This window comes from Virgibacillus carmonensis (genome assembly GCF_057836705.1).
This window is the reverse complement of record NZ_JBYQFJ010000010.1, coordinates 1-24326: the sequence shown is the minus strand read 5'-3', so window position 1 is coordinate 24326 and position 24326 is coordinate 1. Positions and strand designations below refer to the sequence as shown.

Sequence of the window (24326 nt, the reverse complement as noted above, 5' to 3'; positions counted from 1 at the left end):
ATATCAGAAGACTCCTCTTTTTTATTTGTAGAAAGAAATCACTATCCCACCCTCACCAGCATAAGTCGAAATTAATGGTCCCATGTCTGTTAGATAAGAATCTTTGAAAGGGTACCTTTCCATAATTTCATCAAGAACAGTCTTAGCGCGGCTTTCTGCATTGGAATGGGACATGACAATAATTTTTTCTTCAACGTTCTTCGTATACTCACCGATTTGCTCAATTAGTCTTCTAATCGATTTTTTATCCCCACGAACTTTCTCCGAGACCTCAATTTTTCCTTCTTCACTTGCATGCATCAAAAGCTTGATGTTTAGCGTTTTTGCAATGGTACCTCTAACTTTATCAAGCCTTCCACCACGGATCACATTCTCAAGAGTTTTCAGTGCAATTAATGTCGTTGTATCTTTAACGCGGTCATTCAAATAATCCTCTAATTCTTCAAACGTATAGCCTTCCACTATTTTACTATTTGCTTCATGGAGACAAAGTGCCATTCCGCAAGATGCTGTTCTTGTATTAATAACGGCTATTTTTCGATCTGGTTCTTCTTCAAGTAGCATCTTTTGCGCTAATACCGCATTGTCATACGTTGAACTTAGTCCTTTTGTAAGGCTGATGTTAAGAATTGGCGTGTCAGGGTCCACTTTTTTATAAGCCTCATAAAAGTCATTTGGGCTAGGAGCAGATGATCGTGGTAACTCATCATACTCCTCAATCTTCTGATAAAATTCTTTTAAGTTTAATGTTACACCACTGACATATTGCTTTTCTTTAAAATGTAAATACAGTGGTACGACGATAATATTTAATGCATCTGTTAGCCGTGTTGGAAGATCCGCCCCGCTATCTGTCATAAGCTGGATACGCATGTCATCACCTCTTTTTAGTTTGATTTCATTATACCAGTGTATTGCAGCTTGAAGGGTAGCATAGTCCCACTGAATTATGGTACTAGGTCATATCTTTCTTTGTTTGGGAAATCGTGACTTTTCTTTTTTTGGTAGTACTCATGATAAACAGAAATAACCCAAATAACACGATTGTTCCACCAAGCCATTGCGCCCAAGTAACGGTTTCACCTAATATAATATAGGCTAAAAGTGTTGCACCAATTGGTTCAAGCACAATCGCCATCGAAATGGTTGAGGTACTTAGCCATTTGAGAGCCCAATTGAACATGGTATGTCCTAAAAATGTTGGTACGATAGCGAGTGTTAGGAAGATCCACCAATAGCTAATTGGATAGCCAACAAATGAATAACCAAGAATTAAATTATAAACAACTAAGGTTATTGAGCTGATTCCATAAACAACAAATGTGTATGTCATAAGGGACAATCGTCTCCTTATGTTTTGTCCGATTAAAAAGTATGCTGTAACCATCATTGCACCAAGTAATGCTAAGATATCGCCAAGCAGAGCTAAACCACTTATTTGGAAATCTCCCCAGCTAATGATCAAGCTTCCAAAAAGTGCGATGACCATACTTATTACTGCTCCTGGTGTAAATCGTTCGTGAAAGAAAAAATATGTACCAAGAAAAGCAAAAATCGGCTGCAGTGTAACAAGTACTACAGAGCTTGCTACTGATGTATAATTTAAAGATTCAAACCAAAGTATGAAATGGAATGCCAGGAATATTCCGGCAAACATGGCAAGAATCCAATCCCTTTTTTGTATCTGTTTAAATTCATGTCGATAATATAAAAGAATAATGGGTGACATAATAAGAACAGCGAATAGCAATCGATAATTCGCTATAATTGATGCTGGTGCATCACCGGCTAACTTGACTAATATAGCAGATGTAGAAACAGCGAGAACGCCGATGACAACCGCAAAGTGTGGGTTGAACGGAGGCATACGCATAAGAACCCTCCCTTTACATTTATGTTCATCATATCTAATTAATACAGTTTATCATGCTAGAGGTAAAAAAGTCATTTAAGTACTTTTGATATATAGTGGATAACTATGTGGATTGTATGTTATGATGTAAGAACTATTATTTAGTGCATGAGTGAATAAAGTGAGGCCTCTTTCCACGAATGGGGGATGCCTTTTTTGTGCGAATAAATTTTTGAAGAAAAAAGGAGTAGACTATTAAGGTGACAACATTTAAAGAATTAAGTATATCAAGCCCCATTATGAAAGCTTTAGAAAAAATGGGATTTGAAGAAGCAACGCCAATTCAAGCAGAAACAATTCCTCTTGCGATGCAAGGGAAAGATGTAATCGGACAAGCTCAAACAGGTACAGGTAAAACTGCAGCATTTGGAATTCCGATGATCGAAAAAATTGATAAAACAGCAAAAACGATTCAAGGACTTGTGGTAGCTCCAACAAGAGAGCTTGCAATTCAAGTAGCTGAAGAAATAAATCGTTTGGGCAAATTCAAAGGAATCCGTACGCTTCCTGTATATGGTGGTCAGCACATGGATCGACAAATTCGTGCATTGAAAGACGGACCACATATTGTCGTAGCAACACCAGGACGTTTATTGGACCACATGCGTAGAAAGACAATTCGTATCGATAACGTTCAAACTGCAGTATTAGATGAAGCAGATGAAATGTTAAACATGGGATTCATTGATGACATTCGTGACATCCTAAAAGGAATTCCGGAAGATCGACAAACATTGTTATTTTCAGCTACAATGCCAAAGGAAATCCGTAATATCGCGAATACGTTGATGAAATCACCACAAGAGGTAAAAGTTAAAGCGAAAGAAATGACAGTAGAAAATATTGATCAATTTTTCGTTGAAGTACCAGAAAGATTAAAGTTTGATACGTTAACCAACCATATCGATATTCATGCACCAACCTTAGCAATTATTTTCAGTCGTACAAAGAAGCGTGTAGATGAAATTGCTGAAGGTTTACAAGCAAGAGGATTCCGTTCAGAAGGAATTCACGGTGACTTGACACAAGGTAAACGTATGTCAGTTTTAAACAAGTTTAAAAGCGGACGTATCGAGATCCTGGTTGCAACGGATGTAGCTGCACGTGGTCTAGATATCTCAGGTGTATCGCATGTATATAACTTTGATATCCCGCAAGACCCAGAAAGCTATGTACACCGTATTGGCCGTACAGGCCGTGCTGGACGTACTGGTGAAGCAGTCTCATTTATTACACCAAGAGAAATGGCACACCTTCATTTAATTGAGAAAGTTACAAAGAGTAAGATGAAGCGTTTAATGCCACCAACTAATCAAGATGCACAGCGTGGGCAACAACAAGTTACAGTGGATAAGTTATTAAAAACACTTGAAAGTGATGATCTAAAATCTTATCATGAAACGGCTAATGAGCTACTGCAAGATAATGATTCTATTTCCGTTATTGCTGCTGCGCTAAAAATGTTGACTAAAGAGCGAAGAGATACACCAGTTTCGATTTCCTCTGTACAGCCGATTAGTGTTAAAAAGGCACAAGGACAACGAGGCAAAGATAACAATCGTCGCAATAATCGTAATTATGGACAGCGTAGTCAAGGTGGACGTAATAACCAAGGTGGACGAAATCAACAAGGCGGGCGTAACCGCAAAGGAAACTTTCAGAAACGCAGAAACCGCGACTAAGACTTAAATTCGCGACTAAATAATAGACACCAAAACAAAGCTCCTTAGCGCAAAGGGAGCTTTTTAATTTGTAGAGAAAAGCGTAGGCGCCTGTTTATTGGCGTATCGCAAGGAAGACTCTTCTGAAGGGCACTATAGCCAATAGGTGCCGAAGCTAGACAAGAAAAGCGGAGACGCAGTCAGAGTCTGTTCACTGCAGCACTTGTGTGAAATACTGTCCGTTATATGTAAAATACGATCCAATTTGTGAATTTTACTGCTCAACCGCTAAAGAATGACACCTTTTCATCGATGAATCGTATATACAAATAGAAAATATAGTAGGGGGGGACTACAATGCGACAACCACCAATTAATACAATAGCCGAAGACGCAATCAAGGCTTGGAAAATATCTGCAATGATACATATTTCAATTTTATGGCTTATCATTGTTGTGGGACTCGTATTATCAATTATTTTTAATTTTTCATTGTGGTATATGTTAATTGGTATCTTGATAAGTGGACTTTTGCATTATTTTTTTGTTTATTTATTGCCAAAGGTAAGATGGATGCGTTGGCGTTATGAAGTGTTTGAGCAGGAGATATATATCCAGCACGGCATTTTAATTGTGTCTAGAACGCTCGTGCCGATGATCAGAGTGCAGCATGTGGATACACAACAAGGACCAATATTGAAGAAGTATCGGTTAGCTAGCGTAACTATTTCTACTGCAGCCACAACCCATGAAATTCCTGCACTATCAGAGGAGGATGCAGATAGTCTTCGTGATCAGATTTCTAGACTTGCAAGGGTGGATGAAGATGATGTCTGAAAAACAACGACTCCATCCGGCAGCAATATTTTTCACATTGCTAAAAACGTTTAAAGAATTGATTTTTTCGATTGGAATAGGGTTCTTTGCTTTTAAAGATGCTGGCCTTATCTATTTTGTGATTGGGGCCAGTGTATTAATCTTTGGTGTGGTACTATTTAGTATTTTATCTTGGTATCGTTATACATATCGGGTGGAAGAAGAAGAGTTCCGAATCGAGTACGGGATATTCATACGGAAAAAACGCTACATATCGAAAAATCGTATACAGTCTATTGACCTAACACAAAGTGTTGTACATCGTGCTTTGAAATTAGTCAAAGTGAATATTGAAACTGCTGGAAGTGGATTTGGAACGGAGGCTTCATTAAAAGCAGTCAAGCTACAAATTGGTGAAACACTAAGAGAAGAATTAAAAACAGTTCAAAAGACAACGACAGAAACGGATGAACATATCACGGGAAACGAACATCACTTGCCTCAACAAAAGATAACTGCTAAGCGTTTATTTTTAGCGGGGACAACATCCGGTAGCATTGGAATTCTCTTTGTAATTATGACGTTTCTGGTTTCGGAGCTTGAACAATTTATTCCGGATGCATACTATGAGCAAACATTTCAAGCCATTATCAGCTTTAGTATTATAATTATAGTGGCTCTGATTTTGGCCCTACTATTACTGCTCTGGTTTCTTGGTATCGCTGGGACAATGATAAAATTTGGGAAATTTACCATTATAAAAAATAATCAAGAACTATTTATTACTCGAGGGCTACTGGAGAAAAAACAAACTACGATACCAATACGCCGAATTCAGGCTGTGGGTGTTGAAGAGAGTTTACTCCGACAACCATTTGGATATGTAACAGTTTACGCAGAAGTAGCTGGGGGGGCTATTGAAAAAGGTGAGGATCGTTCAACGATTCTTTTCCCCATTATGAAAAAATCAGAAGTTGATGGTTTTTTAAACAAATTTCTACCCGAATATGTTTCTGATCGAAATAACCTGAAAGGCTTACCAAAGAAGGCAAGAACATTTTACGTAGTACGGTCTACCATGTTGCTACTTGTAGCAATCATTGCCATGCTGTTTTTTATTCCACAGTATAGTTGGGTACCAACTATACTACTTATATTTTGTTTTTACATGGGTCTATTACGTTTTAAGGACGCAGGCTTTCGAATTGATGAGGAGCAACTTACATTAAGGAACCGTGTAGTAAATCGAAAAACGGTAATTCTATTTCACAAACGAATTCAATCCTTTGAAAAGAAACAACATGTCATACAAAAAAGGGCTTCACTCGCCACGATAAAAGCATCAATTGTGTCAACATCTGGATATAAAATAAAGGATTTAGCGGTAAAGGATGTCATGGATTTAGCTTCTTGGTATTCTTATCGCGACTAGAACCTGAAAAAGGTAAAGGTTGCAACAGTGAAAAGCCGTTCTGGAATTAATTGATTCCAGAACGGCTTTTTTCTACAAACACTATCACGCTTTTTTTGACCCATGGACAACAAACATAGCATGAATCACTCCTGGTACCCAGCCAATAATTGTTAACAATACATTAAGTAACACTTGTATCGGTCTTCCTGTCATTAATACAGCAACTGGCGGAAGAAGAATGGCTAATATATATAACATAAACGTTTTGCCTCCTTTTGTACGTAAGCATTGTCGAGATCTTTTTATCTACATCATGACCCATAGTAATAGCATCGTAACAAGTCCTATTGTTGCGACCCCACTTAACATGATTAAAAAATCTGTGACACTTATTTTGCCTATATTTTCAGTTTTTGTCTCATTCTCTTCATAATAGTCCAATTCCATTTGGTTATCTTTTTTCATCTTCGTAAGCTCCTTTTAATTCATGGATACATATGTGATGAGTAATGCGAAAAGGAATTTTCTCTTATATATAGTTACCCTTTCCCTGTTTTTTAAAACTAAATTGACAAGTTAGCAATGCCTAAATTAAAAAAGATAAGGAAATTAATCCTTATCTCTACTAACCTTTATAGAAACCTTCCAAAGATGCCAAGGACTACAAGAATTGCAAAGGCAGTCCATAGTACGATTTTTAAAATCTTCTTGTTGGTTCGTTTTTTCTGCCATCGGTTGGGATTAAATTGAACGGAACCGTCGTTATGTTTTGTTTGATTTTGCCAAATGGAAAAAGGCTGAACGTTTGTCAGCACTATTGGACCGAGTGCAAGTCCTCCAAGAAATCCAAATAGATGTGCAGAAATGTTAATACCTGGGCGTATAAAGGTCATTATTAAACCAATTACAATGATTGTAACCACGATACGGGCATTTTGACTATCAATGAGGTGTTTGCGAAATAGCACCATGAATAGATAAAGGCCAAATAAACCATAGATTGAACCAGATGCGCCAACATATGAGGTGAAATACGAAGCGGGTTCAACTAAATATGTTCCTAAATTACCTGCTAACCCAGCCAACAAATACGTAATAATGAACTTAGGCTTTCCTAACATTTGCTCCAGCGCTGGACCAAATAATACCAATGCAAGTGAATTGAAGAGTGCGTGACTAAGGCCTGCATGAAGAAAAATGGATGTGAATAACCGCCAATATTCACCTTGCTGGATATAAAGATTATTACCAACACCCCATTGGTAGATTATATTTCCAATGGGTAATGATAAAATATCAACAATTAATAATAATACGAGATGAATAACTACGATTGTTGAAACGATAGGGTAGAATTGAATAAATTCTTTTAAACTTTTTTCTGATCGTATAAACATTGAAATCCCCCGTTAGATGAATTTTTGAATACGTAACTTTTCGGGTATTATTAGTATAATAACGTTTCATACATAGTATGACCATTAAAAAGATAGGGAAATAACAAATTATAATCTATACGTGCTAGGAAAGGAGTTAACAAAATGATTAAAGGGATTGGAATCGATATAATTGAATTAAAACGCATAAAAAAAAGTTTAGAAGAAAGCAATCGATTAGTAAAACGAATTTTAACCAAGCATGAGCATGAGACATATGAAAATTTAACCAGTGCATCACGCCGAGTGGAGTTTATAGCAGGTAGGTTTGCAGCTAAGGAAGCATTTGCGAAAGCAACAGGTACGGGTATCGGAAAATTAAGCTTTAAGGACATAGATGTCACATCTACTAAATCTGGAGCGCCAATCCTTCATGTACAAGGATTTGAAAGTTATACGATTTTTATTTCGATTACGCACAGCAAAGATTACGCTGTTGCACAAGTAATTATAGAAGAATAGGCGATTTTGTCTAGCGCACAAGCAGTCAAACGGTTCGCGGCATAAGCACTATATACTCCTGCCCTAAAGGAGGAGGTAGGGTAGTTCGACGTTGCCAAAGGACATGGCAACCTTAGTCGAACCTCATTGCTTGTGTTCTACGGTCTCTTGCTAATGCGTGATACCCCTGAGCAAGGCGCTTCTGCTTTTCTTGCATATTTGGAGAGTTTGTCTCATATATTTTAGTGCGGGTAGAGGAAATGGTAATGTTTATAATCACCGCAAAAGAGATGTACGATGTAGACAGTTATACCATGAGAAAAAATCAGGTGTGACGGAAAAACTATTGATGGAGAATGCTGGTAGAGCTATTAGCGAGAAAATGAAATCGATCCTTTCTGAACATGACAAATTTTGTATTTTAGTTGGATCAGGAAACAATGGGGGCGATTAAGTATGTAATTGCCAGAACATTGCTAAATGAAGGTTATAACACATTTGTCATCCAAATCGTTCCAGATGAAAGTAAAAGGGGTGCATGGTAAAACAAGGATATCTTGAAAATGTGGTGGTTTCGTAAACGTTGTGCAATCAGCATGATGCGATCGACACGATATATACAGTAAGCAGTTGTGGTCGTAGATGCTATACTCGGCATCAGCATGAAAGGTAAGCTCCTACCGTTGAATTCGATTGTCTACGCGTAAATCAAAAAAGGGAAAAGCAATTGCAATAGATATCCCGACAGGATTACGAGCGGCGAGGGCAGTGAGTTTCATGCGACGAAAGCTGATTACGTTTATCGCCTGAAGCACCCAAATAAAGTGTACTTGTGCAGCATTCTATCATGGAAGAACGGAAATGATTTCGATTGGCATTCCATCGCACGTTTTTTCATATGTATCAGAGAGGATACATGGGAAGAAAATGATCTTGGGGGAAATTCTGCCAGAACAAAACACATTCTACACAGCATATCGGGTAGTTACTGATAGTGTACAAATGCTAATTGTCCTGTAACCATTGATGCAGATGAGTTACTACATGTTGAAAGCAGACCGATAACCTTATTGGTAAGCCAGGTCCTGCTAAAGGCGGAAGTAACGATGTTCTCACAAGAATGCAGGATCAACGGGCTTCGTAATGCATGCTAGTTACAAGGTAAAGTAGCAGACGCAGGCATCGGTCAAGGGCATTCGTATTACGATTCACTAGCTCTAGATATTATCAATGGTTTTCCATCTGTTTTTCGTACATGATATTAAACGGTAAGCGGTGATTACATTTCTTTTTCCTTGGAATCGAGACAAGGGGAGATATGTCCATGAAAAAAAGTATTAGTATTTGGTTAGCACTTGCCATAGGATTGGTTTTATTACTTTCCGCTTGCGGGGAAAAGTCACAAGAGGACGTTGTACAGAAGTTAGATGAAAAGCTTGAAGATATGGAAGGTTACAAAGCAACAGCTGAAATGAAGATGGATACTGGTCAGGAAAGCCAAATGTTTAACATTGATATTTGGCACAAGAAAAAGGATTTATACCGTGTTAAATTAAAAAATGATCAAGACGAAAAAGGGAGTCAAGTAATTTTAAAGAATAAAGAGGGTGTATTTGTGTTAACGCCTTCTTTGAATAAAAGTTTCAAATTCCAATCAAAATGGCCGGAAAATGGAAGCCAACCTTACTTGTATAAATCACTTATAAATGACATTAAAAAAGATAGTGATTCCGAATTTAGTTCAACCGATTCACATTATGTGTTCAAGACAAAAACAAACTACCAAAGTAATAATAACCTTCCATTTCAAGAAATCTATTTTGATAAAAAGACCTATGCACCTGTGCAAATAAAGGTGATGGATAAAGATAAAAATGCAGTGGTGGAAGTTAAATTTACAAGCTTTAAGACAGATCCTAGTTTTAAAGAAGATGACTTTTCAATGGATAAGAACATGACAAGCAGTACTACTTCAGATGTACCTGTATCTGCAGACACAGCATCTGATACATTTACACTTGAGTTCCCATTAAATACTGCTGGTGCTGAATTAACTGAACAAAAAACAATCGAGTTAGAAAATGGTAAGCGTGTCATTATGACATTTGAAGGCGAGAAAAACTTTACTCTAATTGAAGAGACAGCTGAAGTTTTACCGACAATGGCTTCACCACAAGCGGTTGAAGGCGAGATAGTTAACTTAGGTTTTGCTATTGGTGCATTATCAACGAACTCCATCGAATGGCAAAATAGAGGAATGAATTTTTATTTAGCCAGCGATGATCTGACAAAAGAAGAATTAATCGAAGTAGCAAAATCTGTACAAGGAAAAGAAATTAAATAAAAATTGTAAGCAGACTCACAAAAGAAGGGGTCTGCTTTTTACTTTTTTTTAAGGAGAAAAGTAACAACCGGTTTAGATTGTTACTTTGAAAATTTAAATCCTAAGAAAGTTAGAGCTTGTTCAAGGTTAGCGCAATACGTCGCATTATTTAAGTCGTCAAATGAACTGGTTTTTAATGCTAATTCTGGACGGATTCCGGTGAAAATCGTCTCCACTCCAAGCAATTTCAATGTTTTTACTGTATGTAACAATGCATGGACATCCTCCGATGCAATATCATGGATCCCTGACAAATCAATCACCAGATGTTCCAATTCCAGTCTTTGGCTTTCTTTCAAAGCAACTCCTGTAATCATTTCTGCACGACTATGGTCTACTTTGCCAATGATTGGCAAGGCTGCAATTCCTTTTGAAATGGGTACAATAGGAGCAGATAAACTGAATATGCTCTGATAAGCATCATCTAGTTCAAGTATGTACTCAATTAATGAAGCCATGCTTTTGAACATTTGAATGTGTTGGGCTTCAAAGTCGAATGGTCTGTTATCCATCCCACAAAGCGTTCCAAACTTCTTGCCATTTTTATATCGCAGTGGAATACCAATGAGACAGCCTCCACCGAAGTCTTTTGTGATAGGTAAGTTTTTTGTTAATTCATTCTGATTTAAATCATTTATGATTAATGGTTCCCGACCATTATCTACAATAAGTAGTCAGTAGGAATCCTGAAAGTCTATTGTAAATCCCTCTTTCAAAAGGGGGAAATCACGGTTTATAGATTTAACAACATCGACTGTGGATTCGTCATTTTTTGCAATGAAAAACGTGTTAATCTCTATAAATTCACTCAATACTTGAAAAATGTGTGCGGAGGCTTCCTCAAGACTCTGAAAATCTTGTAAAGACATTTGCATCACTCACTCTCACTTCTATATTTTCGTACTACAACACGAGACTATTTCGTCATTATAGTTGATATTACATTCGAAAAAGCATTTTGGCAAGACGCTTACGATTTTATTGACAGGTAATAATGAAAACGAAATAATAGAGTATACGGATATTTTGAACGGAAGGAGATATGTAATTTTGTCAGACCTATTTTACCGAGCAACATGGGCAGAAATTGATCTGGATGCCGTTGCTTATAACATAAAACAAATGAAACAGAAGTTATCTCCGAGTAGTAATATATTTGCTGTGGTGAAAGCAAACGGATATGGTCATGGTGCTGTTAAAGTAGCCAGAACTGCCTTAGAAGCAGGTGCAAGCGCACTTGCTGTAGCTCTCTTAGAAGAGGCGCTTGAACTGCGTCAGGCAGGAATTGATGCCCCGCTTTTAGTATTAGGCTGGGTTGCGCCGAACGATGCAAAAATTGCTGCGGAACACGATATCACACTGACTTTTTTTCAAAAAGAATGGCTACAAGATCTGCAAACACATTTGTTTTCAAAAGAATTGAAGCTTCATATGAAGTGGGATACTGGCATGGGGCGAATTGGTATTCGAACAAACGTAGAGTTACAATCCCTGGTTTCGGCTGTTAAATCAACCGGAAATATCCAGTTAGCAGGCATATACACCCATTTTGCTACAGCTGATGAAACAAATTTTGCTTATTTTCATGAACAACAGGAACGCTTCGGGCAGCTTTTAGGTGTGTTTGGAAAAATTTGGGATGCACCAGTTGATATTCACATTGGGAATAGTGCTGCTTCAATTCGTTTTCCTTCAGAAATGTACCATTATATTCGATTTGGTATTGCTATGTATGGTCTATATCCTTCCGTACATGTACGAAACGAGAAGTCAATTGACCTTAGACCATCTTTTTCACTGTATAGCCGTTTAATTCATGTAAAAAAACTTGCGGAGGGTGAGCCCATCAGCTATGGTGGAGCCTATGTAACGAGCGAATCAGAATGGATTGGTACGATGCCGATCGGTTATGCTGACGGTTGGATACGGAAATTACAAGGTATGGAAGTGTTGGTTGAGGGAAAACGAATGCCAATAGTGGGACGGATATGCATGGATCAAACGATGATTCGTCTGGATAAGGAATATCCTGTAGGAACAAAGGTAACACTAATTGGGAAAAGTGGAAACGATGAAATTGAAATGGATGAATTAGCAAGATACTTGGATACTATTAACTATGAAATTCCCTGCATGATAAGTGAGCGCATTCCGAGGGTTTATAAAAAGAATTTCTAATGAAACATGTCATAATTTTATAATCCGTAAATAAGTATATATACCACAAGAGATTATATCTAAACAGGACTCATACATTTTTTAGACAAAAATCTCTGAAATCCTTTGCAATGAGAACGGTACAATGATATTATTAAATTAAATTTGATATTGTTCGTTCAACAGTTGGCGGAGGTGTATGGTTTTGTCAGAGAGCTTACAGGAGATTTTAGTACGATTACCAAAAAACCTATTAAATGAGGTGGATGGATTAATGAAGTATGATAATAGAGATCTTAGCGATTTTATCTGTCAAGCAACAAAGAATTATCTAGAGCAAAAGAAATATGACCATATTCAACAATTTCGAGAATCCATGCAAAGAGGCTACGAGGAAATGGCTCGCATTAATCTAACAATTGCGTCGGAGGCTTTTCAAGCCGAAGAGGAGGCTGAAAACACCCTTGAGCGTTCTGTGATCGGGGTGTAATAATTTGATCGTTCAACGTGGAGAAGTATATTTCGCTGACTTATCCCCTGTGGTAGGATCAGAACAGGGAGGTATACGTCCAGTACTGATTTTACAAAATGATATCGGGAATCGGTTTAGTCCTACTGTAATTGTTGCAGCAATTACTGCTCAAATCCAAAAAGCAAAGCTACCAACACATGTTGAGATTAATGCGAAGCGGTATGGATTTGATCGTAATTCTGTTATATTGCTAGAACAAATTCGAACGTTAGACAAACAAAGATTAACAGATAAAATTACAAAGTTAGATAATGAAATGATGAAAAAAATAGATCAAGCATTGGAAATAAGTCTTGGGCTTAAAGATATGTGAGATTATGAAAACGACAACCCTTGTTAAACACTTTAACAGGGGGTTTTTAATGTTTCATACTTACACGATGTTTATGGTATAATAATCGCATACACTTACAATGAAGCAGGTAGTTTTGTGATTCCTGCATTTTTTGATGAATGATGTAAAAGTTTGCACATTATCTATATATAAATGAAAATACAAAATATAACGAGAGAATATCGGGGGCATATCCGTGGATAAAAAGTTTAAAGAAATTGCATTAAAAAATAGTGACACAATTGTTCATATGTGGCTTGATGAAGTTGATTCTCTAAAAGAAGAAAACTATACTGCGACAGTTTCTGATGAGTTATTTAAAAGCACAAACAGAGAGTTTGTAAATGTTATTTTTACTAGTATTAAAGGACAAGGGTCGACCAAGACACTAGAGGATTTCTCTGAAAAACTTATTAACCTAGGATGGCCGTTAAGTTACATTACAGATGGTCTTCAAGTGTTTAGACGAGTAACAGTTGAATTTATCCTTAGTCAATCTGAACAGGTCGATTCCGATTATTTTTCAAACGTATTAAAAAGTGTGGATAAATGGGTGGAACCAATTATTCGTCAACTTGTCAATGAGTATTCTGGTAGTTGGGAACACATTGTATCGTTGCAACGTGTTGCTTTACAAGAACTATCCGCACCGTTAATTCCTGTTATGGATAATATTACAGTTATGCCTTTAATAGGTACAATCGACACGGAGCGAGCGAAATTAATCATGGAGAATTTACTTGAAGGGGTAATTAAGCACAATGCGGATGTCGTATTAATTGATATTACCGGTGTACCAGTAGTGGATACAATGGTTGCGCATCATATCATACAAGCAGCAGAAGCGGTTCGTTTAATAGGATCCACATGTATCCTGGTGGGTATTAGACCGGAAATTGCACAAACTATTGTTAACCTTGGAATTGATCTTGGGAAGTTCCCAACAAAAAGCTCTCTAAAAAAAGGATTCCAAAAAGCATTAGAAATGACAAATCGCAAAATAGAAAATATAGAAACAAAAGACGAAGAAATCGAAACTATTTTAAACTCATTAACTGGGGAGTGATGAAGACATGCGTATACCAATTCTGAAGTTGCATAATTACTTGTTAATCTCTATTCAAACAGAGCTTGACGATAATACAGCTATTCAGTTTCAAGAAGATCTACTAAACAAAATTCACAAAAGTGGAGCAACTGGTGTTGTGATTGATTTAACTTCTGTTGAAATTATTGATTCATTTATCGCAAAAGTATTAGGTGATGTGGTTACGATGTCAGATTTAATGGGAGCAAGAGTAGTTTTAACCGGTATTCAACCAGCTGTAGCGGTGACACTAATTGATCTGGGAATTCATTTGAAGGGTGTGCCTACAGCTTTAGATATTGAACAAGGGTTAATTAAACTTTATCAAGAATTGGGGGTATAGGAATGAACCTTCAATCCTGTGTAAATATTAAGAAAGAATGGGATATCGTTGGGGCAAGGCAAGTGGGGCGCGATATTGCAAGGAAAATGGGTTTTGGAACAGTTGATCAAGCTCGAATTGCTACCGCAATATCTGAGTTAGCTCGCAATATTTATCTATATGCTGGAGATGGAAAGATTTGCTTTGAAGTGATCGACACAGTAAATCAAGAAGGAATTCGCATGATAGCCATTGATGCTGGACCAGGAATTGATGATATCAGTCAAGTGATGGAAGACGGGTATACCACATCAGGTGGGCTGGGCGCTGGACTTCCGGGTGTGAGAAGATTAATGGACGACTTCGATATTCAATCCGAATTAGGTAAAGGTACAGAGATAAAAGCTACCAAATGGAAACGGTAGCAATGAACAAAAAGGTTAAGCTTATCGTTTAAGTTAGCCTTTTTGTCTTTTTAAGAAGGTGGGACAGTATGGATACGATGAAGTTAGACGCTGCTAATTATAAAGATCTATTGAAGAATTATATTGAAACACAAGATGAACAATCCTTATACGGTGCAGAACAGATAAGTAAAACATTTATTAAAAATAATATACTGCCTGAGGAAATTGTAAGTTTACACAATCAGGCATTAGCAGAAATATATCCCGATTTATTTGTAGACTTTCAGCGGTCAATGGATTTTTTAATGGAATCAATGATTTCGTATGGTCTTGCACACCAAGAGTATCAAACGTTGCGTGAAAACCAAATTGAATTGAAATCTGAAATATCTGTTGCTGCAGGTATGCAGGATACATTATTAGCGACGTCGAAGCCCGACATAAGTGGCTTAGATATCGGCGCTATTAGTGTCCCTGCTCACCAATTGAATGGTGATTATTATCACTTTATAAAAGGGGAAGATGGTTCACTTGGTGTGGCAGTTGCTGATGTAATCGGAAAAGGTATTCCTGCTGCCCTTTGCATGTCGATGATTAAATATTCAATGGACAGTTTTCCGGAAGAAACAATGAATCCAAAAACTATTCTTGGGAATTTAAATCGTGTTGTAGAAAGAAACGTTGACCCAAGCATGTTTATTACGATGTTTTATGCACAATATAAGCCTAAGGAAGGTAAATTTTTATATTCAACTGCTGGTCATGAACCAGGTTTCTTTTATAGTGCTAAAACAAATACATTTAAAGAAATTGAAGCAAAAGGTCTTGTGTTAGGTGTATCTAAAGAAACGAAATATAAACAATATGAAAGTTTCATGGAAGATGGGGATATGGTCATTTTACTTACTGACGGTGTCACTGAATGTCGCCAAGGCGATCGTTTTATTGAGAGTGAAGAAGTACTGGATGCCATCAGGCAACACGTCCATTTACCAGCGCAAAAAATGGTTGAACTTGTGTACAAATACTTTGAACGACTTCAAAACTTTCAGCTTCGTGATGATTTCACTTTAATTATATTACGGAAGTAAGTTTATTCTACTAATTAATCGGGTATTAGAAACTTATTAAAGTGTATGAATTAGCACCAGTTTTTTTAGTAGAACTGGGCTTTAACTATAGGAGGATATGTAATGAACTTAGTGGTTGATGTCGTAGAAGGAAATGAAAAATCAAACGTTATCCTATCAGGTGAAATTGATGCGTATACAGCACCTAAATTAAAAGATGCACTATTGCCATTAACAAAAGTAAACGGGAAAACCGTTGAAGTTGATTTAGACCAAGTTGGTTACATGGATAGTACAGGCCTCGGTGTGTTTATTAGTGCTTTAAAATCAACTAAAGAATTTGACGGTCATTTAAGACTAATAAATTTACAGGAACGTGTGTTGCGTTTATTTAAAATAACGGGTTTGGATGAAATAATTGAAATTAGTGACGGAATAAGAGGTGGGCAAGAATAATGGAAAGATTTGATTTTATTGAAATGAAGGTTCCCGCGAAAGCTGAATACGTAGGGGTTGTTCGTTTAAGTATATCTGGTATCGCCAATAGAATGGGTTTTTCCTATGAAGACATTGAGGATTTAAAAGTATCCATTTCAGAGGCTATTACGAATGCAGTAAATCATGCTTATGATGATGATGATGATGGTGAAGTAACAATCGGTTTTGGCGTTTATGACGATCGTCTAGAGGTAATGGTTGCTGATCACGGAGGCAGCTTTGATCTGAATGAAATAAAGGGGGGTATTGGTCCTTATAAGCATACAGAATCTGTAGAGACCTTACGCGAGGGAGGTTTCGGACTCTTTCTGATCAATGCCTTGATGGATAAGGTGGAAATTAACAATAATCATGGTGTTATTGTTTTAATGACTAAGTACCTTCAGGAAATAGAGGTGGATTACGATGGCAACCAAATCTCGTCCACACAATAGAGATGAGGTTTACCAATGGATAGAGCATTTAAAAGAAAATCCAGATGATAGTGAAGTCAAAGAAAAAATCGTTCTGACTTATAAGGATCTTGTGGCATCTATTGCTCGGAAATATTCGAAAAACAGTACCATACATGAAGATCTTGTTCAGGTTGGGATGATTGGTTTATTGGCAGCTATTCGAAGGTTTGATGCGAGTTTTGGTAAATCATTCGAGTCTTTTGCAATTCCAACTATAATTGGAGAAATTAAGCGATTTATTCGTGATAAAACGTGGAGTGTTCATGTTCCCCGTCGAATAAAGGAACTTGGACCAAAAATAAAGAAAGCAGTAGATGAACTGACAATCATGGACCAGAGATCACCGTCTGTTCGAGAAATTGCCGAGTACCTGGAAGTATCTGAAGAAGATATTTTAGAAACCATGGAAATGGGCAAAAGTTATAAAGCTTTGTCTGTTGACCGGAAAGTGGAAGCTGATTCAGATGGAAGTACAGTAGCAATTCTGGACTTAGTGGGAAGCGATGAAAACGGTTATGATAACATTGATCAGAAAATGTTGCTTGAGAAGATCTTGCCGGTTCTTACTGAAAGAGAACAAGAAATCTTACGTTGTACGTATTTTGATAACTTAAGCCAAAAGGAAACTGGTGAACTATTGGACATTTCTCAAATGCATGTTTCGAGGTTACAACGACGAGCACTGCTTAAACTTCGTGAAGCAATTCAGTCCGAGAGTTCGGAGGTTTTTGATTGAGTATAGAAGAAAAAAAGGTTGAAGTGTCTTCCTATCAAAAGGCGAAAAAAGGGAATTATTATTGTGGAGACAGTTATTTTTACAAAGAGACTGAAAATGAATTTGTCTGTGCGTTGGCAGATGGTTTGGGTAGTGGTGAATTCGCAAGGGAATCATCACAAGTAGTTGTTGAAATTATTAAGAAAAATATTCATGCACCGATTGAGCAAATTATAAAAGAATGTAATGAAAAACTATCAGGAAAACGTGGTGTCGTGCTGGGTATTTTGAAACTTGACTTTAGTTTGAAACGCTATTCATTTTCCTCTATAGGGAACATTGGTGTTATAACGATTATGGAGAGTGGAAAGAAAAAGCGTAATATCCCTAATGCAGGCTATCTTGCAGGATACCATCGCAAATTTAAAGTTGAAAATGGTACACTGGATCAGGCAATGAACTTTATTATGTTTTCAGATGGAGTTTCCGATACAGAGCTAGCACAACGTTATTTTCTAAATGAAAAGGTTAATGAAATTGTTGCAACGTATGAGTATAGAAAAGGTCAATCCAAAGTCGATGATACCACATTAATTGCAATGCGTTATACAGGATAAAGAGGATCAGCACACTATGGCTGGTCTTTTTTTATGAGGGCATTATGCTTTATGGCTGAATTTTGGTAGAATTATTGTAGTGTAATTATGGGAGGTAGTAAGATGTCAGCAGAAGTTGATCAAGATATAATTAGGTGGGTTGCAAAAGAAACAACAGTGAAGGCAAATGTAGTAAACACTGTAATTGCTTTAATGGAAGAAGGGAATACAGTTCCCTTTATAGCTCGTTACCGTAAAGAAGTAACCGGTGGCCTAGATGAAGTGCAAATAAAGTCAGTCCAGGATAAATGGCATTATGCAGTTAATTTAGCGAGCAGGAAAGAAGAAGTAATTCGCCTGATTGATGAACAAGGTAAATTAACGGATGAACTTGAAAAGGATATTACAAACGCTGCACAGTTGCAGCGAGTAGAAGATTTATACCGGCCTTACAAACAAAAGCGTCGGACCAAAGCAACGATTGCAAAAGAAAAAGGGCTAGAGCCATTTGCTGAGTTAATTTGGAATCAGGGTGAAATAGATTTAAAAGCAGAAGCTGAAAAGTATTTGTCAGAAGAGCATGACATACATACGGTAGAAGACGTTCTAGCTGGTGCTAACGATATCATTGCAGAGTGGATATCGGACGATCCGGAATACCGAGACTTCATCCGTGACCTAACCTTTAAAAAAGGCACCATTGAGTCAGAAGTAAAAGACCGTGCTAAAGATGAAAAGGGTGTCTACGAAATGTACTATGACTACAATGAAGCGGTACGTTCGCTAGTATCTCATCGGACATTAGCATTAAATCGTGGTGAGAAAGATGATGTGTTAAGGGTTTCGGTTGAACCACCTACAGATCGAATTTTGAGCTATTTACAAAATAAAGCGATAAAATCTGCGAGCCAAGATGAGGTTGTTACCTTCTTACAAACTGTAATAGGGGATAGCTATAAGCGTTTAATTCAGCCATCTATTGCAAGAGAAATCCGTAATGCATTATCAGAAACAGCAGAGGAACAGGCGATAAAGATTTTTTCCGAAAATCTGAAGAACCTGTTATTGCAGCCTCCTTTAAAAGGAAAAACAGTATTAGGAGTTGACCCAGCGTTTCGTACAGGCTGTAAGTTAGCCGTTATTGATGAAACAGGAAAAGTGCATACGGTTAATGTTATATATCCGACGGCACCTAAAAATGACTTTGTCGGATCAGAAAAAATGGTGATGAAATATGTGAAAAAATATGATGTGGAACTAATTGCAATAGGTAATGGTACAGCATCACGTGAAACAGAACAGTTTATCGCCGATGTGATTCAAAACAATAAGTTGGATGTTCCATATATTATTGTTAATGAAGCGGGGGCAAGTGTCTATTCTGCTTCAGCATTAGCCCGCGAGGAGTTTCCTGATTTGCAGGTTGAGGAAAGAAGTGCGGCTTCTATCGCGAGACGTGTTCAGGATCCATTAGCAGAGCTTGTAAAAATAGACCCTAAATCAATCGGGGTTGGGCAATACCAGCATGATGTTAGTCAAAAAGAATTAAACGAATCCTTATCGTTTGTTGTGGAAACTGCAGTGAACCAGGTTGGTGTAAATGTGAACACTGCTTCATCCAGTTTATTACAATATGTATCAGGACTAAGCAAAACGGTTGCGAATAACATTGTAACGAAGCGAAACGAGGAAGGTAAATTTTCTAATCGTAAGCAATTAAAGAAAATCCCGCGATTAGGTGCAAAAACATATGAGCAAAGTATAGGTTTTTTAAGAATTTTTGATGGTGAACATCCACTGGATCGTACGCCTATACATCCTGAAAGTTACCCACATACAGAAAAGTTATTAACGATGTTGGGCTGCAAAGTAACCGATATCGGTTCTAATGAATTGCAGGAAAAACTTAGGGAAGTTGACAAAAAAGAAGTAGCAAAACAGTTGGATATAGGGGAGCTAACTTTACAGGACATCATGAAAGCATTAATTCGTCCGGAAAGAGATCCTCGTGATGATCTGACTAAACCGTTATTGAAGCAAAATGTATTGAAAATGGAGGACCTGCAACCAGGCATGGAAATGCAGGGAACGGTTAGAAATGTAGTTGATTTTGGTGTCTTTGTTGATATCGGAGTGAAACAGGACGGACTAGTGCATATATCAAAAATGGCCAACAAATTTGTCAAGCACCCAATGGATATTGCATCCGTAGGCGATGTTGTGACAGTTTGGGTAGAAAACTTTGATGCAAATAAAGGTAGAATTGCTTTATCGATGGTAGAAAACAAAAGTTAATATAAAAAAGGAAGGATCGCGACTGCGCAGATCCTTCCTTTTTTAATAGTATTACTTAACGCTTTCTGGTACAGATAAACCCAATCCTTCTGCAACTCGGGCACCGTAATCAGGGTCTGCTTTATAGAAATGTTCAATTTGACGAAGTTTGATCTCGTCTTTTTCAACAGGCTTCATGTGATTGACTACCGCTTGAATAAGACGGTCTTTTTCATCTGAACTCATTAGTCTGAATAAATCACCAGCTTGTGTGAAATGATCATCATTTTCATAAACTACGCTATCAGCTTCTCCATGTACTTCAAATGGATTGATTTTTGATGGTGCATCTTCTCTTGGTCCATCAAAACTGTTAGGTTCATAGTTTACAGAACCACCGCCATTATTATCTACTCGCATTTGTCCATCACGTTGGTAACTTTTTGCCTCGTTTAATGGACGGTTGATTGGTAGTTGTTGATGGTTGGCGCCAATACGATAACGATGTGCATCAGAATAACCGAATAAACGTCCTTGAAGCATTTTATCTGGTGATGCCTCAATACCAGGTACAAAGTTTCCTGGTGAAAATGCTGCTTGTTCTACTTCGGCAAAGTAATTTTCCGGATTGCGATTTAGAACCATACGACCTAATTCAATACGTGGATAATCTTCTTTGGACCAAGTTTTTGTAACATCAAACGGGTCCCATTTATAAGATTTTGCATCTTCAAAAGGCATAATTTGAACGTATACCTTCCAAGCAGGGAAGTCACCTTCTTCAATCGCGTTGAATAAATCCTCTGTATGATAATCAGGGTTATCTCCTGCAATTTCAGTAGCAACACTTTCATCTAATGCTTTAACACCTTGTTCAGCAATAAAATGATATTTAACCCAAACGGCTTCTCCTTGATCATTTACCCATTTGAATGTATGGCTGCCATATCCATTCATATGACGTAATGTAGCTGGGATACCGCGATCACCATGTAAATAGGTTACTTGGTGAAGTGATTCTGGTGATAAAGACCAGAAATCCCAAGTCATGTTAGGGTCTTTTAAGTTTGTTTTAGGGTTACGTTTTTGTGTATGAATGAAATCAGGAAACTTAATTGCGTCTTGGATGAAGAAAATAGGTGTATTGTTTCCTACTAAGTCATAGTTTCCTTCTTCTGTATAAAATTTCAAAGCAAACCCACGCGGATCGCGAACAGTTTCAGCTGAACCTAATTCTCCTGCAACTGTAGAAAAACGTGCAAACATTGGTGTGCGTTTACCTACTTCACTTAAGAAAGAAGCCTTTGTATGTTCTGATAAATCATTGGTTACTTCAAAATAACCATGTGCACCTGCGCCTTTTGCATGAACAACACGTTCTGGAATGCGCTCTCTGTTAAAATGTGCAAGCTTTTCTAAAAGGTGTACATCTTGAATCAACACTGGACCACGGTGACCTGCAGTGATGGAATTTTGATTGTCACCAACTGGAGCTCCTGATGCGGTTGTTAATCTGTTTTTATTATTACTCATTCGTGAAAACACCTCTCCTTTTTGATTAAAAGCAATTTATATTAATTATAATATAAATCTATTAAAAATCAATATCTATTTATAATAATTTTAAATAAGACTTGTATAGAGTTGTTAAACTGCTATATTAACTAGTTTACTTGAAAAAATAATAGAATTCTAATTCTATGCTCATGTATCATTTGCAACTTCTAAATGAGTATTTTGATTTTTTGCAATTAATGAACCTGTAAGATCCCAAGAAAAGTATAAAGGAAACAACGGTATTCACCATTAAGGAAGAAAGCATAAGTTTTGGTCTGTCACACGTGTTTAGTTGTTATTGCATCATTCGAGAAAAGGGTTGAGTTTATTAGATGTTTCTCTAGCTGAAACAGGCCTTGACGGCTATCCGGTTTTTCTAATAAGTTGTAAGAAATCATCAGTGTTATGTTAAAATTAAATTAGCACATTAAAAGGATGTATAGTATGAATCTACTGAATGAAAATGAATTATATGTACTTGTACATGATATTTCTTCAAACTATTTCAATAAACCGTTTAAAGATCAGGTTCGATTTAATCCAAGATTACGCACAACTGGAGGCAGGTATATTCCGACTAAAAGGACAATTGAATTAAATCCTAAATATGTATTGGAGATGGATGAAGAGGAGTTTATTGGAATTATTAAACATGAGTTATGTCATTATCATCTTCATATAGAAGGAAAGGGGTATAAACATAGAGATTTGGACTTTAGAAAGTTATTAAAAGAAACAGGCTCACCAAGACATTGCAACCCACTACCTTCATCTAAAAAAGAAAGAGGACATCATTACATTTGTAAAAGTTGCGCACACGTATATAAAAGACAACGAAGGGTTAACGTTAATAAGTATAGATGTGGGAAGTGTGGTGGAGGGCTGAAGGTACAATAAAAAGAAAGTGGAAGTTATTATGCAAAAATTTGCGAAAGACAGAATATGGTTAAAGGATAAAAACCTAAAGGAAATCCATTGACGAAAGTAGGCTTCCGTGTTAAATTAAATAAGCCCTAGAAAAAGGGGACATAATTTTACATAAAGCAATTGACAACAGGTTGAAGTTATTGTAATATATTTCTCGTCGCAATGATTCTAAGATAAATACTATTTTAGATTATTCTACAGTAGCTTGATCGAACGTGCTTTTTGAAATCATGCGAAGAGCCAGCCAAAGTCAGATTGTATTACTATGATTCATTATTTTAGATTATTCCACAGTAGCTCAGTGGTAGAGCTATCGGCTGTTAACCGATCGGTCGTAGGTTCGAATCCTACCTGTGGAGCCATATGGAGAAGTACTCAAGTGGCTGAAGAGGCGCCCCTGCTAAGGGTGTAGGTCGTGTAAGCGGCGCGAGGGTTCAAATCCCTCCTTCTCCGCCATACATATGGCCCGTTGGTCAAGTGGTTAAGACACCGCCCTTTCACGGCGGTATCACGGGTTCGAATCCCGTACGGGTCATCATTTATACTTTAAGAAAGCATAGAGATCTTAAGGTTTAAAGTATAAGAAAAACATCACATTAGTATTAGTGCTTGTATAAACTAGTTTTTCTAATACTTATTTGGACTGGTCCGGTAGTTCAGCTGGTTAGAATGCCTGCCTGTCACGCAGGAGGTCGCGGGTTCGAGTCCCGTCCGGACCGCCATTTTAATGGGCTATAGCCAAGCGGTAAGGCAGCAGGTTTTGATCCTGTCATTCCCAGGTTCGAATCCTGGTAGCCCAGCCATTTTTTGTTGGTAGTATATAATGAGCCATTAGCTCAGTTGGTAGAGCATCTGACTTTTAATCAGAGGGTCGAAGGTTCGAATCCTTCATGGCTCATCCTTAATTCTATTATATTCCTTGCGGTCGTGGCGGAATGGCAGACGCGCTAGGTTGAGGGCCTAGTCGGGGCAACCCGGTGGAAGTTCGAGTCTTCTCGACCGCACTCGATTTAAAAGGTAATCATTTTAAAAAAAACTATTGCATTCATATTGAGAACGTGGTATATTAGTAAATGTCGCTTCAAAAGCGCCCGTAGCTCAATTGGATAGAGTACTTGACTACGAATCAAGGGGTTAGAGGTTCGAGTCCTCTCGGGCGCACCATATTCTCGGGAAGTAGCTCAGCTTGGTAGAGCACATGGTTTGGGTCCATGGGGTCGCAGGTTCGAATCCTGTCTTCCCGACCATCGGAACGTGAAATTTTCATTAACTTTATATGCGGGTATAGTTTAGTGGTAAAACCTCAGCCTTCCAAGCTGATGATGGGGGTTC

General features: G+C 37.5%; 27 protein-coding genes and 9 tRNA genes. 28 read left to right on the top strand and 8 right to left on the bottom strand.

What is annotated here, in order from left to right; genetic code table 11:
• Window positions 1-21: 21 nt before the first annotated feature.
• Together AC3G7N_RS09860 and AC3G7N_RS09855 are read right to left on the bottom strand one after the other, a co-directional pair.
• Entirely contained in the window at window positions 22-873 is an 852-nt protein-coding gene (locus AC3G7N_RS09860; protein WP_489421976.1) for a DegV family protein, read from the bottom strand.
• Window positions 874-955: 82 nt separating this feature from the next.
• Complete coding sequence (locus AC3G7N_RS09855; protein WP_489421975.1) at window positions 956-1873, bottom strand: DMT family transporter; 918 nt, start codon at window positions 1871-1873, stop codon at window positions 956-958.
• Window positions 1874-2112: 239 nt separating this feature from the next.
• Between AC3G7N_RS09855 and cshA the strand changes: the two genes are divergently transcribed.
• The 3 genes from cshA (at window position 2113) to AC3G7N_RS09840 (ending at window position 5821) form a co-directional block, all read left to right on the top strand.
• Complete coding sequence (gene cshA / locus AC3G7N_RS09850) at window positions 2113-3594, top strand: degradosome RNA helicase CshA (RefSeq protein WP_489421974.1); 1482 nt, start codon at window positions 2113-2115, stop codon at window positions 3592-3594.
• Window positions 3595-3930: 336 nt separating this feature from the next.
• A complete protein-coding gene (locus AC3G7N_RS09845) occupies window positions 3931-4410 on the top strand; it encodes a PH domain-containing protein (RefSeq protein ID WP_489421973.1) in 480 nt (159 codons plus the stop codon).
• A complete protein-coding gene (locus tag AC3G7N_RS09840) occupies window positions 4403-5821 on the top strand; it encodes a PH domain-containing protein (RefSeq protein WP_489421972.1) in 1419 nt (472 codons plus the stop codon). The genes AC3G7N_RS09845 and AC3G7N_RS09840 overlap by 8 nt, the downstream gene beginning before the upstream one ends.
• Window positions 5822-5905: 84 nt before the next feature.
• Here the strand turns inward: AC3G7N_RS09840 and AC3G7N_RS09835 are convergent, their stop codons facing one another.
• The 3 genes from AC3G7N_RS09835 to AC3G7N_RS09825 all read right to left on the bottom strand — a co-directional run bounded on the left by AC3G7N_RS09835 (window position 5906) and on the right by AC3G7N_RS09825 (window position 7200).
• Complete coding sequence (locus AC3G7N_RS09835; RefSeq protein WP_489421971.1) at window positions 5906-6061, bottom strand: YqaE/Pmp3 family membrane protein; 156 nt, start codon at window positions 6059-6061, stop codon at window positions 5906-5908.
• A gap of 48 nt (window positions 6062-6109) precedes the next feature.
• Complete coding sequence (locus tag AC3G7N_RS09830; RefSeq protein WP_489421970.1) at window positions 6110-6268, bottom strand: hypothetical protein; 159 nt, start codon at window positions 6266-6268, stop codon at window positions 6110-6112.
• A gap of 167 nt (window positions 6269-6435) precedes the next feature.
• Window positions 6436-7200 carry a rhomboid family intramembrane serine protease gene (locus AC3G7N_RS09825; RefSeq protein WP_489421969.1) on the bottom strand — a complete coding sequence of 255 codons (765 nt, stop codon included), beginning with the start codon at window positions 7198-7200 and terminating at the stop codon, window positions 6436-6438.
• A 144-nt stretch (window positions 7201-7344) separates the two neighbouring features.
• Here AC3G7N_RS09825 and acpS point away from each other — a divergent pair, with 144 nt between their 5' ends.
• Both acpS and AC3G7N_RS09815 read left to right on the top strand, forming a co-directional pair.
• A complete protein-coding gene (acpS, locus tag AC3G7N_RS09820; RefSeq protein ID WP_489421968.1) occupies window positions 7345-7701 on the top strand; it encodes a holo-ACP synthase in 357 nt (118 codons plus the stop codon).
• Between the two features lie 328 nt (window positions 7702-8029).
• On the top strand, window positions 8030-8134 hold the full coding sequence (locus AC3G7N_RS09815; RefSeq protein ID WP_489422102.1) for an NAD(P)H-hydrate epimerase: 105 nt from the start codon (window positions 8030-8032) through the stop codon (window positions 8132-8134).
• A 223-nt stretch (window positions 8135-8357) separates the two neighbouring features.
• On the opposite strand, the gene AC3G7N_RS09810 is transcribed toward AC3G7N_RS09815, so the two are convergent.
• On the bottom strand, window positions 8358-8495 hold the full coding sequence (locus tag AC3G7N_RS09810; protein ID WP_489421967.1) for a hypothetical protein: 138 nt from the start codon (window positions 8493-8495) through the stop codon (window positions 8358-8360).
• A gap of 509 nt (window positions 8496-9004) precedes the next feature.
• Here AC3G7N_RS09810 and AC3G7N_RS09805 point away from each other — a divergent pair.
• Window positions 9005-10024 (top strand): LolA family protein, encoded by a 1020-nt coding sequence (locus tag AC3G7N_RS09805; protein ID WP_489421966.1) that lies wholly within the window; start codon window positions 9005-9007, stop codon window positions 10022-10024.
• A gap of 80 nt (window positions 10025-10104) precedes the next feature.
• Here AC3G7N_RS09805 and AC3G7N_RS09800 read toward each other — a convergent pair whose 3' ends face one another.
• Entirely contained in the window at window positions 10105-10704 is a 600-nt protein-coding gene (locus AC3G7N_RS09800) for an STAS domain-containing protein (RefSeq protein ID WP_489422101.1), read from the bottom strand.
• A 409-nt stretch (window positions 10705-11113) separates the two neighbouring features.
• Here AC3G7N_RS09800 and alr point away from each other — a divergent pair, with 409 nt between their 5' ends.
• The 12 genes from alr to AC3G7N_RS09740 all read left to right on the top strand — a co-directional run bounded on the left by alr (window position 11114) and on the right by AC3G7N_RS09740 (window position 20531).
• Window positions 11114-12241, top strand: coding sequence for an alanine racemase (gene alr, locus AC3G7N_RS09795; protein ID WP_489421965.1), 1128 nt, complete (start codon window positions 11114-11116; stop codon window positions 12239-12241).
• Between the two features lie 184 nt (window positions 12242-12425).
• Window positions 12426-12710 (top strand): CopG family ribbon-helix-helix protein, encoded by a 285-nt coding sequence (locus AC3G7N_RS09790; RefSeq protein WP_489421964.1) that lies wholly within the window; start codon window positions 12426-12428, stop codon window positions 12708-12710.
• 4 nt (window positions 12711-12714) lie between these two features.
• A complete protein-coding gene (locus AC3G7N_RS09785) occupies window positions 12715-13065 on the top strand; it encodes a type II toxin-antitoxin system PemK/MazF family toxin (RefSeq protein ID WP_089534079.1) in 351 nt (116 codons plus the stop codon).
• A 217-nt stretch (window positions 13066-13282) separates the two neighbouring features.
• Complete coding sequence (locus AC3G7N_RS09780; protein WP_489421963.1) at window positions 13283-14152, top strand: RsbT co-antagonist protein RsbRA; 870 nt, start codon at window positions 13283-13285, stop codon at window positions 14150-14152.
• Between the two features lie 7 nt (window positions 14153-14159).
• Entirely contained in the window at window positions 14160-14516 is a 357-nt protein-coding gene (locus AC3G7N_RS09775; protein ID WP_489421962.1) for an STAS domain-containing protein, read from the top strand.
• A gap of 2 nt (window positions 14517-14518) precedes the next feature.
• A complete protein-coding gene (locus tag AC3G7N_RS09770; protein ID WP_489421961.1) occupies window positions 14519-14920 on the top strand; it encodes an anti-sigma regulatory factor in 402 nt (133 codons plus the stop codon).
• A gap of 68 nt (window positions 14921-14988) precedes the next feature.
• Complete coding sequence (locus AC3G7N_RS09765; RefSeq protein WP_489421960.1) at window positions 14989-15993, top strand: PP2C family protein-serine/threonine phosphatase; 1005 nt, start codon at window positions 14989-14991, stop codon at window positions 15991-15993.
• A gap of 102 nt (window positions 15994-16095) precedes the next feature.
• On the top strand, window positions 16096-16428 hold the full coding sequence (locus AC3G7N_RS09760; protein ID WP_489421959.1) for an STAS domain-containing protein: 333 nt from the start codon (window positions 16096-16098) through the stop codon (window positions 16426-16428).
• Window positions 16428-16904 carry an anti-sigma B factor RsbW gene (gene rsbW, locus AC3G7N_RS09755; RefSeq protein ID WP_489421958.1) on the top strand — a complete coding sequence of 159 codons (477 nt, stop codon included), beginning with the start codon at window positions 16428-16430 and terminating at the stop codon, window positions 16902-16904. The genes AC3G7N_RS09760 and rsbW overlap by 1 nt, the downstream gene beginning before the upstream one ends.
• Entirely contained in the window at window positions 16876-17661 is a 786-nt protein-coding gene (gene sigB, locus AC3G7N_RS09750) for an RNA polymerase sigma factor SigB (protein ID WP_489421957.1), read from the top strand. The genes rsbW and sigB overlap by 29 nt, the downstream gene beginning before the upstream one ends.
• A 2-nt stretch (window positions 17662-17663) precedes the next feature.
• A complete protein-coding gene (locus AC3G7N_RS09745; protein WP_489422100.1) occupies window positions 17664-18257 on the top strand; it encodes a protein phosphatase 2C domain-containing protein in 594 nt (197 codons plus the stop codon).
• 102 nt (window positions 18258-18359) lie between these two features.
• Window positions 18360-20531, top strand: a complete 2172-nt coding sequence (locus tag AC3G7N_RS09740; RefSeq protein ID WP_489421956.1) for a Tex family protein — start codon at window positions 18360-18362, stop codon at window positions 20529-20531.
• Between the two features lie 51 nt (window positions 20532-20582).
• Here the strand turns inward: AC3G7N_RS09740 and AC3G7N_RS09735 are convergent, their stop codons facing one another.
• Window positions 20583-22043, bottom strand: coding sequence for a catalase (locus AC3G7N_RS09735; RefSeq protein WP_489421955.1), 1461 nt, complete (start codon window positions 22041-22043; stop codon window positions 20583-20585).
• Between the two features lie 468 nt (window positions 22044-22511).
• Between AC3G7N_RS09735 and AC3G7N_RS09730 the strand changes: the two genes are divergently transcribed.
• The 10 genes from AC3G7N_RS09730 (at window position 22512) to AC3G7N_RS09685 (ending at window position 24241) form a co-directional block, all read left to right on the top strand.
• Window positions 22512-22964 (top strand): SprT family protein, encoded by a 453-nt coding sequence (locus AC3G7N_RS09730; protein WP_489421954.1) that lies wholly within the window; start codon window positions 22512-22514, stop codon window positions 22962-22964.
• Window positions 22965-23281: 317 nt separating this feature from the next.
• Window positions 23282-23356 (top strand) — tRNA-Asn (locus tag AC3G7N_RS09725).
• A gap of 3 nt (window positions 23357-23359) precedes the next feature.
• Window positions 23360-23450: transfer RNA gene (locus AC3G7N_RS09720), tRNA-Ser, on the top strand.
• 7 nt (window positions 23451-23457) lie between these two features.
• Window positions 23458-23529 (top strand) — tRNA-Glu (locus tag AC3G7N_RS09715).
• A 110-nt stretch (window positions 23530-23639) separates the two neighbouring features.
• Window positions 23640-23716 (top strand) — tRNA-Asp (locus tag AC3G7N_RS09710).
• Window positions 23717-23722: 6 nt separating this feature from the next.
• Window positions 23723-23797: transfer RNA gene (locus AC3G7N_RS09705), tRNA-Gln, on the top strand.
• A gap of 22 nt (window positions 23798-23819) precedes the next feature.
• A tRNA-Lys gene (locus AC3G7N_RS09700) sits at window positions 23820-23892 on the top strand.
• Between the two features lie 23 nt (window positions 23893-23915).
• A tRNA-Leu gene (locus AC3G7N_RS09695) sits at window positions 23916-23998 on the top strand.
• 83 nt (window positions 23999-24081) lie between these two features.
• Window positions 24082-24158: transfer RNA gene (locus AC3G7N_RS09690), tRNA-Arg, on the top strand.
• A 6-nt stretch (window positions 24159-24164) separates the two neighbouring features.
• Window positions 24165-24241 (top strand) — tRNA-Pro (locus AC3G7N_RS09685).
• Window positions 24242-24326: the final 85 nt, after the last annotated feature.